We start from the raw sequence: 13353 nt of genomic DNA on the forward strand, positions 1-13353 counted from the left end.
CTGCGGCTGATGAAACTGTTAACACGGGATGACCATGAACGCACAAACCGCCACCGTCCGCTGGCAACTGTGGATTGTGGCCTTCGGCTTTTTTATGCAGACGCTGGATACCACGATTGTGAACACCGCGATTCCGGCGATGGCCCACGATCTCAACGTCAGCCCGCTGCATATGCACTCGGTGATTGTCTCCTACGTGCTCACCGTGGCGGTCACGCTGCCGCTCAGCGGCTGGCTGGCGGACCGCTTTGGCGTGCGCAACATCTTCTTCTGCGCCATCGTGCTGTTTAGCCTCGGTTCGCTGCTGTGTGCCTTCGCCACGTCACTCGAGCAGCTGGTGATGGCGCGCGTGGTCCAGGGCATCGGCGGCGCGATGATGGTGCCGGTCGGCCGGCTGACGGTGATGAAAATCGTGCCGCGTGAGCAGTACATGTCGGCCATGACCTTTGTCACCCTGCCCGGCCAGATTGGCCCGCTGCTCGGCCCGGCGCTGGGCGGCATTCTGGTGGAGTATGCCAGCTGGCACTGGATCTTCCTGATCAACATTCCGGTCGGCATCATCGGTGCCATTGCCACGCTGCTGCTGATGCCGAACTACACCATGCAGACGCGACGCTTTGACTTCCTCGGTTTTGTGCTGCTGGCGGTCGGCATGGCTACGCTGACGCTGGCGCTCGACGGCCAGCGCAGCGCCGGCGGCTCGCCGCTGCTGCTGTGCCTGCTGATTCTGCTGGGGGTGTTTTCCCTGCTGTTCTACCTGATGCACGGCCGCAACAACGATAACGCGCTGTTTAGCCTGAAGCTATTTGACAACCGCATTTACGCCATCGGCCTGCTCGGCAGCTTCACCGGCCGCATCGGCAGCGGCATGCTGCCGTTTATGACGCCGATTTTTCTGCAGGTGGGTCTCGGTTTTAGCCCATTCCACGCCGGGCTGATGATGATCCCGATGGTGCTGGGCAACATGGGCATCAAACGCGTGGTGGTGCGCATCGTAAATCTGTTTGGCTATCGTAACGCGCTGGTGGGCGGCACGCTGGCGCTGGCGCTGGTGGTGCTGCTGTTTCCCGTGGTGGCGCTGCTCGGCTGGATCTGGCTGCTGCCCGTGGTGCTGCTGTTGCAGGGCATGGTCAATGCCATCCGCTTTTCGTCCATGAATACCCTGACGCTGAAAGAGCTGCCGGACGAGCTGGCCTCGAGCGGCAACAGCCTGCTGTCGATGATCATGCAGCTGTCGATGAGTATCGGCGTCACCGTGGCCGGTCTGCTGCTCGGCGCTTTCGGCCATGGCGCGGTGAGCGACAGCGCCGCGACCCATCAAACCTTTATGTACACCTATTTGTGCATGGCGCTGGTGATTGCGCTGCCGGCACTGGTGTTCTGGCGCGTACCCGCCGATGTGAGTAAAAACGTGGACCTGAGAGGCAGGAGAAAAGGATGAAGCAGCCGGTAAAACTCGGCATCAGCGCCAAACTGTTTATGGCGATTTTTTCCACCTGCATGCTGGTGATCATCACCATGCACTGGGGCGTGCGCCTCAGCTTTGAGCATGGCTTTGTCGATTACATCAAAAAGGGCAATGAGCAGCGCCTGACGCTGCTGAGCGATGCGCTGGCCGATCAATACGAACAGCACGGTAGCTGGGATTTTTTGCGTAACAACGACCGGCTGATTTTCACCATTCTGCGCTCGCTGGAACAGAACCCCGGCAGCGGCACTCAGCTGCCGCCACACGGCTGGCGCACCCAGTTCTGGATTATCGATCAGCAGTACAAAATACTGTCCGGCCCGCGCTCGCCGGTGCCGCCGGAAGGCTCGCGCCGCAATATCACCACCAGTAACGGCAAGATTGTTGGCTGGGTGATTGCCTCGCCCGCCGAGCGGCTGACGCGCAGCACCGATATCAACTTTGACCATCAGCAGCGCCAGACCAGCTGGCTGATTGTCGGCCTCACCACGCTGCTGGCCGCGCTGGTCACCTGGCTACTGGCGCGCGGCCTGCTGGCACCGGTGAAACGGCTGGTGGACGGCACCCATCAGCTGGCGGCGGGCAAATTTACCACCCGGGTGGAGGTCGGCAGCAGCGACGAAATTGGCCAGCTGGCGCGCGACTTCAACCAGCTGGCGCGCTCGCTGGAGAAAAATGAGAGCAACCGGCGCGCCTTTATGGCCGATATTTCCCACGAGCTGCGTACGCCGCTGGCGATTTTGCGCGGTGAACTGGAGGCGATGCAGGATGGCGTGCGCAAGCTGACGCCCGACGCCATCAGTTCGCTGCAGAGTGAAGTCGCGCTGCTGACCCAGCTGGTGGAAGACCTGCACCAGCTGTCGCTCTCCGACGCGGGCGCCCTCGCCTACCGCAAACAGCCGGTGGATCTGGTCAGCCTGCTGGAGGTGGTAGCGGGCAGTTTTGGCGAACGCTATCGCAGCCGGGGGTTGACGCTCAGCCTGATGCTGCCGGCGCAGGCCAGCAGCTTTGGCGATCCGGACCGGCTGATGCAGCTGTTTACTAACCTGCTGGAAAACAGCCTGCGCTACACCGATGCCGGCGGCACGGTGCAGCTCAGTATGCAGCTCAGCGGCGAGCAGTGGCAGCTGCAGTTTGCCGACAGCGCACCGGGCGTCGAGCGCCAGCAGCAGGCACAGCTGTTTGAGCGCTTCTTCCGCGCCGAAAGCTCGCGCAATCGCGCCAGCGGCGGCTCCGGGCTCGGTCTGGCGATCTGCAAGAATATTGTTGAGGCGCATGACGGCAGCATTAATGCGGCCGACTCTGATTTAGGTGGGCTGAAAATCACGCTAAACTTGCCGTATGTTCCTCACTAGACACCCTTTATGAGCACGGAAAATAGCGATCCCCTGATTCTTGTTGTGGAAGACGAACCCAAACTGGCGCAGCTGATGATTGATTATCTGCAGGCGTCAAACTACCGCACGCACCATCTCGCCGATGGCAACGCGGTACTGAGTTACGTGCAGCAAACGCCACCAGACCTGATGCTGCTGGATTTGATGCTGCCGGGCCGTGACGGCCTGACGCTGTGTCGGGAAATCCGCCGCTTCTCCGAGCTGCCGATTATCATGGTGACCGCACGCACGGAAGAGATCGATCGCCTGCTCGGGCTGGAGATTGGCGCTGACGACTATATCTGCAAACCCTTCAGCCCGCGTGAAGTGGTGGCGCGGGTGAAAACCATTCTGCGCCGGGTGAAACGTTCGCCAGAAGAGGCGCAGCTGGCCTCGCATCTGCTGATCGACGAAGGGCGTTTCCAGGCCAGCTGGCGCGAACAGCCGCTGGAGCTGACGCCCGCCGAGTTCCGCCTGCTGAAAACCCTGGCGCTGGAGCCGGGCAAAGTGTTCTCGCGCGAGCAACTATTGAACCATCTGTATGACGACTATCGCGTGGTCACCGATCGCACCATTGACAGCCACATCAAGAACCTGCGGCGCAAGCTGGAGAACCTTGATGCCGAACAGCCGTTTATTCGCGCCGTGTACGGCATGGGATATCGCTGGGAAGCGGATGTTGGCCGCCTGCTGTAACCGCTTAGATTGATCCAGGTCAATTTACATCGGGTGTCGCCCTGCCTACAATTCCCCACCTTTTGCAGGGCCGCCTGACGCGGCCGCTGCACGTGCCATCCGTGATGGCATGCTGACCTGACATCAGTGAGAACTTCCCATGCTCAAACCTGAACTGCTTTCGCCGGCAGGCACGCTGAAAAATATGCGTTATGCCTTTGCCTACGGCGCCGACGCGGTGTATGCCGGCCAGCCGCGCTATAGCCTGCGCGTGCGCAACAACGAATTCACCCATGAAAACCTCGCCAAAGGCATCAGCGAAGCGCACGCGCTCGGCAAGAAGTTTTACGTGGTGGTGAACATTGCCCCGCACAACGCCAAGCTGAAAACCTTTATCCGCGATCTGACGCCGGTTATCGAAATGCAGCCGGATGCGCTGATCATGTCCGATCCCGGCCTAATCATGCTGGTGCGCGACGCCTTCCCGCAGATGCCAATTCACCTGTCGGTGCAGGCTAACGCGGTGAACTGGGCCACGGTGAAGTTCTGGCAGCAGATGGGGCTGACGCGCGTGATTCTGTCGCGCGAGCTGTCGCTGGAGGAGATCGCCGAAATTCGCCAGCAGGTGCCGGAGATGGAGATTGAAATCTTTGTTCACGGCGCGCTGTGCATGGCCTACTCCGGCCGCTGCCTGCTCTCTGGCTATCTGAATAAGCGCGATCCCAATCAGGGCACCTGTACCAACGCCTGCCGCTGGGAATATAACGTGGCCGAAGGCCAGCAGGATGAGGTCGGCAACATCGTTGGCTTCCATCAGCCGGTTGCGGTGCAGCCCGCGACGCTCGGCGTCGGTCAGCCTACCGACCGGGTATTCCTGCTGGAAGAGAAGATGAAGCCAGGCGAGGTGATGAGCGCGTTCGAAGATGAGCACGGCACCTACATCATGAACTCGAAAGATCTGCGCGCGGTGGCGCACGTCGAACGCCTGAGCCAGATGGGCGTGCATTCGCTGAAAATTGAGGGCCGCACCAAATCGTTCTACTACTGCGCGCGTACCGCGCAGGTGTACCGCCGCGCAATCGACGACGCGGCCGCCGGCAAACCTTTCGATCCGGCACTGCTGGAGACGCTGGAAGGGCTGGCGCATCGCGGCTATACCGAAGGTTTTTTGCGTCGCCACACCCATGACAGCTATCAAAACTACGAGCAGGGTTTTTCCATTTCGGAGCGTCAGCAGTTTGTGGGTGAATTTACCGGTGAACGGCGCGGTACGTGGGCGCAGGTGGCGGTGAAGAACAAGTTCATGCTGGGCGATAGCGTAGAGATCATGACGCCGAACGGCAATCTCAACTGCACGCTGCAGGCGATGCAGAATGACAAGGGTACCGCGGTTGAGGTGGCTCCGGGAGATGGTCATCGCGTCTGGATCAGCGTGCCGGAGGGGGTCGATCTGGCCTATGCGCTGCTGCTGCGCAATTTTACCGACGGTAACAGCACTTACGATCCGCACGGTAAAAATCGCACTAAATGAAAAGAAAACGGCGAAGTTAGAACAGGATCACAGACCGCCGCTTCGCCGCGCTTTAGAATCGCGCCTGCTGCTAACGAGTAACAACAAACAGCAGGTAGTACCAGGAACCACCTCATTCACCCGCCCGGCTCCCCCGTGCGGGTTTTCTTTTTTTCATCGTTCGCCGATAAAGTTCCCGCCGCAGCTATGCTATAACCACAGCTCTGTCTTACTCATCAGGGAAGCGATAATGCAAAATAAACCCCTCACTTTGCTGATTCTGAATGGAAAAGGCGCAGGCAATGAAGAGTTGCGTGCCGCCGTGAATACCCTGCGCGACGAAGGCTTTAACCTGGCGGTGCGCGTGACCTGGGAAAAAGGCGACGGTGACCGCTACGTGCAGGAAGCGCTGCAGCTGCAGGCGGAAACCGTGGTGGCTGGCGGCGGCGATGGCACCATCAATGAGATTGCCACCGCGCTGGCCGCCCTGCCGCCAGCGCAGCGGCCGGTGCTGGGGATTTTACCGCTTGGCACTGCCAACGATTTTGCTACCAGCGCCGGTATCCCGGCAGAAATGGAAGCGGCACTGCGGCTGGCGGTACTGGGCAAAGCCACGGCCATCGATCTGGCGCGGGTGAACGGCGACCGTTACTTTATCAACATGGCGACCGGCGGTTTTGGCACACGCATCACTACGGAAACGCCGGAGAAACTGAAATCGGCGCTGGGCGGCGTCTCCTATTTTATTCATGGCCTGATGCGCGTTGATGCGCTGAAGCCGGACAGCTGCGAAATCAGCGGACCGGGCTTTCACTGGCAGGGTGACGCGCTGGTGATTGGCATTGGCAATGGCCGTCAGGCCGGTGGCGGACAGCGGTTGTGTCCGGAAGCGCTGATCAACGACGGACAGCTCAATCTCAGTATCGTAACCGCTCAGGAGCTGCTGCCAACGCTGCTGCACTCGCTGACGCGCGACGATGAAAACCCGAACATTGTCGCGGCACAGCTGACGTCACTGACCATCCGTTCACCGCATGAGATGACCTTTAACCTCGACGGCGAGCCGCTGTCCGGCAGCGAGTTTGTGATTGAGGTGCAGCCCGGCGCGCTGAGCTGCCGCCTGCCGCCGCAGTGTCCGTTGCTGGCGTAATCATTGGAAATTCCTGCATTATCCCGGTGCGCATAAATGCGCACCCTGTGAGGCTCGCCATCCCTGCACGCACCGTGTAGGGTCGCCATTCAAGGCGACCGGTTACGTGCGTCTGCGGCTGACGCTCTGCATCACACCTTCATCCAGCGGCGCTCCACGGCGGAAATCGCCACCGCTTCCAGCACCTTCTGCACCTGCAGCCCTTCGGCAAAATCCGGCCACATGCGATCGCCGGCGGCGATGCCGTTAATCAGATCGCGAATCTCAACCGTTTTCTGGTCGTTAAAACCGATGCCGTGACCGGCCGAGACGCAGAAGCTGGCGTAATCCGGGTGCGCCGGACCGGTGAGAATGGTTTTAAAGCCCTGGCGACCGGCCGGATCGTCGTGCAGATACAGTTCCAGCTCAGCCATGCGCTCCTGCGTATAGCGCAGCGTGCCTTTGGTGCCGGTCACCACATAAGTCAGCCCCATCTTGCTGCCGCAGGCGATACGCGAGGTTTCAATCACGCCGTGCGCGCCATTCTTGAAGCGCAGCAGCGCGCTGGCCTGATCTTCATTTTCCACCGGCAACATTCGTGACGGCGCCTTCGGATCTGGTCGCTGTTTGATCACCGTCATCATGTCACCGCTCACCTCATCAATATCACCGACCAGATAGTGCGCCATGTTGACGATATGCGCCGCCAGATCGCCAAGCGCGCCGAGACCGGCCAGCGCTTTCTGGCAGTGCCAGTCGAGCGGCGTCTCCGCGCGCGCCAGATAATCTTCGTTATGGGTGCCGTAAAAGTGCACCACTTCGCCGATCTCACCGCGCGCGATAATCTCCCGTGCCAGCTGACTGGTAGGGTTTTTCATGTAGTTGAAGCCCACCAGGGTTTTCACTCCCGCCTGCTCTGCCGCCTGCACCATCTCTTCGGCATCCGCCACCGAGAGCGACAGTGGCTTTTCGGAGTAGACGTGCTTGCCGTGGCGAATCGCCTCCAGCGCCATCTCTTTGTGCAGGAAATTGGGCGCGCAGATATCGACCACGTCGATGTGCGGATCGCGCACCAGCTCGCGCCAGTCGCCCGTCGAACGGGCAAAGCCAAACGTCGCCGCCTGCTGCGCCGCCAGCGCCGGATTCACCTCTGCCAGCATCTCGCGCACAATCTCACCCTTCAGGGCGAACACCGTGGGTGCCTGCGCATAGGCAATCGCGTGACAACGCCCAATATATCCACTGCCAATCATACCGATTCTGACTTTGTTCATGCTGCACCTGCGGTTCACGGGGATGAGTTTCCCGGAATATATGTTTCGTTTTGGGTGGCGACAACGGCGAAATGAAATATCTGTGATCATACATGCGAGGTATCTGACAGAAGCGACAAATCAGAATGTAATTTTGCATAGCATTGGTGACATCTCTCACAATCAGGCGCAGTGCTGGCGCGAATTCGCGCCATCGCGCGGGCCCGCGTCGGGCAATTGACGCTTTATTCAGCAGTCAGAAAAAATTGTGAAAAAGAGCTTTGACAAGCCACAGCCTGCCCGATAATATGCGCCCCGTTCCAAACGATTCCTCTGTAGTTCAGTCGGTAGAACGGCGGACTGTTAATCCGTATGTCACTGGTTCGAGTCCAGTCAGAGGAGCCAATTTCCTGTTTTCATGCCTCCTTGCGAATCTTTATCTGATACTGATTCAAGAGGTTAGCGTGAAAATTCTTCCCGGTGTATTTTGATTTAATCCTCCGCATCGGGAAAAATTGGTGGTCAAATCTGGGGTCAGGTTAGTTCGATAATGGAGTGACCCCCATATGTCCCTTACCGATGCGAAAATCCGCACTCTTAAACCTTCTGATAAATCCTTTAAAGTCTCCGATTCTCACGGTCTGTATCTTCTTGTCAAACCGGGCGGCTCACGTCACTGGTATCTCAAATATCGTATAAACGGCAAAGAATCCCGCATTGCACTGGGTGCCTATCCTGCCGTTTCCCTGTCTGATGCCCGCCAGCAGCGCGAAGATATCCGTAAGATGCTGGCGCTGAACATCAACCCGGCACAGCAGCGGGCAGTTGAACGCGGAGCCTACACATCGGAGAAAGTATTTAAAATCGTGGCACTGGCGTGGCATAAAAGTAATAAAAAATGGTCGCAGAACACCGCTGACCGTCTGCTTGCCAGCCTGAACAATCATGTATTTCCGGTTATCGGCCACCTGTCAGTCTCAGAGCTTAAACCCCGGCATTTCATTGGCCTGCTGAAAGGGATTGAGGAAAAAGGACTGCTTGAAGTTGCGTCCCGCACGCGGCAGCACCTCAGCAACATCATGCGTCATGCAGTTCATCAGGGGTTAATCGACAGCAACCCGGCGGCAAACCTTGACGGCGTAACGGCTCCTCCCGTCAGACGGCATTATCCCGCCCTGCCACTGGAGCGGCTGCCTGAACTGCTTGAACGTATTGAGGCATATCATCAAGGCCGTGAACTGACCCGGCTTGCCGTCCTGTTGACGCTGCATCTGTTCATTCGCTCCAGTGAGCTGCGCTTTGCCCGCTGGTCAGAAATAGATTTCAGAAATAGAACCTGGACGATACCCGCCACACGCGAAGCCATTGCAGGCGTGCGTTATTCCGGGCGCGGTGCCAAAATGCGCACTGCTCATATCGTACCCCTCTCAGAACAGGCCATCGCCATTCTGAAACGGATTAAAGATATCTCCGGTGATGGTGAGCTGGTCTTCCCCGGCGACCATAACCCATATAAACCGATGTGTGAAAACACCGTGAATAAGGCACTGCGCCTTATGGGTTACGACACTAAACATGATATCTGCGGTCACGGCCTCAGGGCAATGGCATGCAGCGCCCTGATGGAGTCCGGTTTATGGTCGCAGGATGCAGTGGAGCGCCAGATGAGCCATCAGGAGCGCAACAGCGTGCGGGCGGCTTACATACATAAAGCGGAATACCTTGATGCTCGAAAAGCGATGATGCAATGGTGGTCGGATTATCTTGCAATTAATCGAAAGGTTTTTATTTCACCATATCTTTTTGAAAAAAATTAAAATATTCATAATATCTTAGCTTTACAGAACGGCCCATTATCGTATTAATCATGGGCCTTTTTTATACTGCCATGCCGCAATCTCCCCCCCTCAAGCTTACTCGGTAATTATTTAAGTAAGCAGCTGATCTTTAATGGTACTCATTGATTCGCAAAGCCCAGTTTAATCAGGATTTTACTATCGATGGACCCAAAAACCTGGCAAACGACAACTGGAGAAACAAACTAATGAAAAATAATTCCAATAGTTTTATTTTTTTATATCTTATTGATTTTAAATAAATTAAATATCAATAAAAGATGTTTGAGTACATTTTATTTCTTTTAAAAGAAAAAATAATCTTTTTGTTGACTTTGATGATTCATGGCGATTAATTAGTAGACAGACATATCAACATTTCTTAAGACTCAAGGAGACTAAGATGGTGATGTTGAAAGAATGTAATGAGAGTGGACTGTCTGGATTCACCGTTGATGGGTTATCGGTCACTGATACGCAAAACTTCTTTACTCAAACTGCACCAGATATTCGGGAAGCAGTGCTCAATAACGGAGCGTTGCTACTACGCGGCGTTGTGCAAAGTGCAGAACCCGCTGTGTTTGAAGTGATAATGAATGCGCTAGGTTTTCGCACCAGAGATTACATTGGTGGTTCATCTCCCCGTTCAACCATAAAAGGTAAAGTGATGGAGGCAACCCGAACGCCTCCGGCATGGTCAATCATCCTCCATCAGGAAATGGCCTATGTAAAACACCCACCGGAAATCATTGCCTTCTCTTGCGTCAAACCCGCCACAGAGGGCGGAGAATCTACCATTGGCGATATGCGCCGAATAACAAAACTGGTCGAGCCTTCAACATTACAACTTCTGACAGAACGCGGCCTCAGACTGCGTAGAACACTGCCGGATGAAAACCGAGTTCATCTGAAACCCGGAATAAAAAAAAGCTGGCAGGAAGCGCTTTCTGCAAAAACAAAAGAAGAGGCAGAGTTTGCCTGCCGCTCCAGGGGTTGGGAATTTGAATGGTGGAATGATGATTTAATCCTTTGGCAGGACTGTATTTCACCGGTGCGTCAGCATCCTCGTAAAAATGAGTTGATCTGGTGCAATCAGGCACATTTCTGGGGTGCTGCTGCGATGATTGAATGGGCACGGGTGGATTCCAGAAACGAAGACGAAGAAGAGTTAAAAGAAGCTGCTCAGAATTGTCCTGAACTTCTCGAATCCATGTGTTTCGGCGATGGAGAACCGCTACCGGAAGAACTGACACTTAACTTATTTCATCTGGTCAAGGGGTTAGAACAGGACGTGAATCTCAACACCGGCGATATTTTGCTGCTCGATAACCTGCAGTTTGCTCATGGCAGGCATGCATTTTCAGGAAACAGAGAGATTAACGTCATTATTGCCGACTGGACTGAACATTAATTCAAACAAACAGAAGGAAAATGGTCATGAATATTACACAGCATAATAGCACATCCACAGGCGATACCTTCATTCTCAGCCCAGGCCGTAACGTCAGTCTGAAAGACTTTATTGAATTCTCTCAGTTCAGTAAAAAAATAGTTGCTTCAGAAGAAACCAGAGAAAGAATTGCCGCATCAAGACGAGCCCTTGAAAAATTAGTGAAAGAAGGCTCGGTTATATATGGTGTCAACACTGGGATGGGTGGGTTTGTCGATCATCTCGTTCCGCTCGAAAGGGCTGAAGAATTACAAAAAAACCTTATCCGTGGTGTTGCGACAAATGTTGGTGAAAGATTTTCAGATATAATTTGCCGGGCAACTATGTTCGCCCGAATTATCTCACTTTCTCGCGGCAACTCAGCATTATCTCTGGAAAATTTCGATCGATTTATCGCAATCTACAACGCTGGTCTGATTCCTGAGATACCACGTAAAGGGTCATTGGGCACCAGCGGAGATCTGGGGCCACTGGCAGCCATGGCCCGTATGCTCACTGGTGAGGGCAATGCCTGGTTCAATGGTGAACGCTTGGCTGCAGAAGATATTCTGCACCAGCTGGGGCTCGCACCGCTTGAGCTAAGTTATAAGGAAGGGCTGGCACTCATCAACGGCACCTCCTGCATGGTTGCGCTTGCCGCCCTGAATGTCATCGAAACCAGGTCACTTCTTGAACAATATGCGTCAATCTCCGCCTTTGCCTCAGAAACGCTTCTTGCCCGGATTCGGCCATTTCATCCCGACGTTCATCAACTAAAACCGCATACAGGCCAGCAAAAAATTGCAGAGATGATATGGAATAACCTCCAGGGAACAAGGCTGGCGGTTGATGATATACAGCTTTCATCAGAACTCGGAAGCAGGCTTACGAATAGCATCAAACAAGAAGATATGCCGATTGAAGATGCCTATTCAATTCGCTGCACACCACAGATACTTGGCCCGGTTTTGGAGACAATAGAATTTGTGGAACGAATAGTGAGTAATGAATTAAATTCGTCAAATGATAACCCCCTTATCACACCCGAAAACGGTCAGGTTTTCCATAACGGTCATTTTCACGGACAGTATATATCCGCCGCGATGGACTATTTGACGATAGCAATCATTACCATGTGTAACTTATCTGACCGGCGAATAGACAGATTGCTGACCAGTGCGAACAGCAACGGGCTCCCCTCTTTTCTATGTGCAGAAAATGGTGGGCTGCGGTTTGGTTTAATGGTGGGACAGTTTATGTCATCTTCTGTCACAGCGGAAAATCGTTCTCTGGCTACACCTGTATCAATACAAACACTAACAACAACAGGTGATTTTCAGGACGTAGTCTCTTTCGGTCTGGTTGCTGCTCGCAGGACGGCGGAGGTGCTCCAGAATACCCGCTATGTTATTGCTTTTGAGTTGATCTGCGCCGCTCAGGCAGCTGATATCAGGGATGCTACAAAATTAGGAAATTCAGGTCGCCTGTGGTACGCAAAAGTGAGGGAGTCAGTCCCTTATCTGGACCATGACGAGTCAATAACACCTTATCTGGAAGAACTCGTATCCCGGATACTTGGAGGCCACTCATGATGTTCTCTAAAAAAATCCGGGAATGTGTTGAGGGAGCAAATAATAATGCTTCCATCCGCCTGCACGCCAATGAAAATCCGTTGGGTTCACCAGACATAATACAAACAGGACAATATGATCTGTCTTTGCTGAGCCTGTATCCCGATCCCACCTACAATGCACTGAGAGCAGCAATTGGAGAACGCTGGAATATTAATCCGGAACAGATCATCACGGGTAATGGCTCTGACGAACTGATTGATATCACACTGCGTAGTCTGCTGAAACCGGGTGCACGGCTTACCGCTCCTCGTCACAGTTTTATGATGTACAAAAAGAGAACTGATATTCTCGGAGCCTTATACAGTGAGATCCCAGTGAAAAGTGGGCGCATCCTCCCTGAGGATTTAAAAGAGGCGGTCAGTCATAAACCTGACATTCTGGTCCTAGTTAATCCTTCTAATCCTTTGGGTCACTATATTGCACCTTCAGAAATGATATCTTTAGTTGAAACCATACCGCCAGAAACGACCATTATCATTGATGAGGCCTACGCAGAATTTACACCTGATATCGAAAATACGGCAGGTATTCAAATAGTTCATAAACGCGTTAACTCAATATGCTTACGAACATTTTCAAAAGCGTATGGACTTGCCGGATTGCGTCTTGGCTGGGCTTACGTCAGCACAGATCTGTATCCACAACTGGAAGCTCGCCGGGCGCCTTACAATGTCAGTGCTTTATCTGCTCTTGCTGGTGAACATGCACTACAGGATCGTGAGCATCTTTTCAAAACAACAGAATATTGTCTTAGCTGGGGAAGAAAACTGGTAGATTTATTTGAAGATTACGGAGTCAAAGCCAGTGCCCAATATGTCAATTTCGTCTTTGTTGAATTTGACAGTGAAGAACGCAGCCGGGAGATCCAGAACAGTCTTAACAGTGAAGGTTTCCTTATAGCCAGGCTGACCGATTATTCTTTGGATCATTGCCTGAGAATTTCATTCGGACCCCGGGAACAAATGGAAAAGTTACTCTTTGTTTTAGAGAAAGAACTAAAAGCATAGATTCTGCCAAGGTTATTTACATTCATTCAAATAAATA

10 protein-coding genes and 1 tRNA gene are annotated in these 13353 nt (G+C 54.1%); 10 read left to right on the forward strand and 1 reads right to left on the reverse strand.

Going from position 1 to position 13353, the window contains the following annotated elements:
• The first annotated feature begins 34 nt into the window (after positions 1–34).
• From mdtD to yegS, 5 genes are all read left to right on the forward strand, one after another.
• Positions 35–1441 carry a multidrug transporter subunit MdtD gene (gene mdtD, locus F3J41_RS15260; protein WP_166711706.1) on the forward strand — a complete coding sequence of 469 codons (1407 nt, stop codon included), beginning with the start codon at positions 35–37 and terminating at the stop codon, positions 1439–1441.
• On the forward strand, positions 1438–2823 hold the full coding sequence (gene baeS / locus F3J41_RS15265; RefSeq protein WP_058757282.1) for a two-component system sensor histidine kinase BaeS: 1386 nt from the start codon (positions 1438–1440) through the stop codon (positions 2821–2823). Before mdtD ends, baeS begins: the two co-directional genes overlap by 4 nt.
• Before the next feature lie 9 nt (positions 2824–2832).
• Complete coding sequence (baeR, locus tag F3J41_RS15270) at positions 2833–3540, forward strand: two-component system response regulator BaeR (RefSeq protein WP_031280058.1); 708 nt, start codon at positions 2833–2835, stop codon at positions 3538–3540.
• Positions 3541–3679: 139 nt separating this feature from the next.
• Complete coding sequence (gene yegQ / locus F3J41_RS15275) at positions 3680–5050, forward strand: tRNA 5-hydroxyuridine modification protein YegQ (protein ID WP_166711708.1); 1371 nt, start codon at positions 3680–3682, stop codon at positions 5048–5050.
• A gap of 229 nt (positions 5051–5279) precedes the next feature.
• Positions 5280–6179, forward strand: coding sequence for a lipid kinase YegS (gene yegS, locus F3J41_RS15280; RefSeq protein WP_141495220.1), 900 nt, complete (start codon positions 5280–5282; stop codon positions 6177–6179).
• 131 nt (positions 6180–6310) lie between these two features.
• Here yegS and F3J41_RS15285 read toward each other — a convergent pair whose 3' ends face one another.
• Positions 6311–7432 (reverse strand): Gfo/Idh/MocA family protein, encoded by a 1122-nt coding sequence (locus tag F3J41_RS15285; RefSeq protein WP_136545886.1) that lies wholly within the window; start codon positions 7430–7432, stop codon positions 6311–6313.
• A 308-nt stretch (positions 7433–7740) separates the two neighbouring features.
• Here F3J41_RS15285 and F3J41_RS15290 point away from each other — a divergent pair.
• From F3J41_RS15290 to F3J41_RS15310, 5 genes are all read left to right on the forward strand, one after another.
• A tRNA-Asn gene (locus tag F3J41_RS15290) sits at positions 7741–7816 on the forward strand.
• Between the two features lie 161 nt (positions 7817–7977).
• The gene (locus F3J41_RS15295; protein WP_166711710.1) at positions 7978–9228 is read left to right on the forward strand and encodes an integrase arm-type DNA-binding domain-containing protein; all 1251 of its coding nucleotides are present in this window, start codon (positions 7978–7980) and stop codon (positions 9226–9228) included.
• Positions 9229–9649: 421 nt separating this feature from the next.
• Entirely contained in the window at positions 9650–10657 is a 1008-nt protein-coding gene (locus F3J41_RS15300) for a TauD/TfdA family dioxygenase (protein ID WP_047955801.1), read from the forward strand.
• Between the two features lie 26 nt (positions 10658–10683).
• Positions 10684–12267, forward strand: coding sequence for a phenylalanine aminomutase (D-beta-phenylalanine forming) (locus F3J41_RS15305; RefSeq protein ID WP_166711712.1), 1584 nt, complete (start codon positions 10684–10686; stop codon positions 12265–12267).
• Positions 12264–13316 carry a histidinol-phosphate transaminase gene (locus tag F3J41_RS15310; RefSeq protein WP_047955802.1) on the forward strand — a complete coding sequence of 351 codons (1053 nt, stop codon included), beginning with the start codon at positions 12264–12266 and terminating at the stop codon, positions 13314–13316. Before F3J41_RS15305 ends, F3J41_RS15310 begins: the two co-directional genes overlap by 4 nt.
• Positions 13317–13353 lie beyond the last annotated feature (37 nt).

This window comes from Pantoea sp. Ap-870, from assembly GCF_011752515.1.
Taxonomy (GTDB): domain Bacteria; phylum Pseudomonadota; class Gammaproteobacteria; order Enterobacterales; family Enterobacteriaceae; genus Pantoea; species Pantoea dispersa.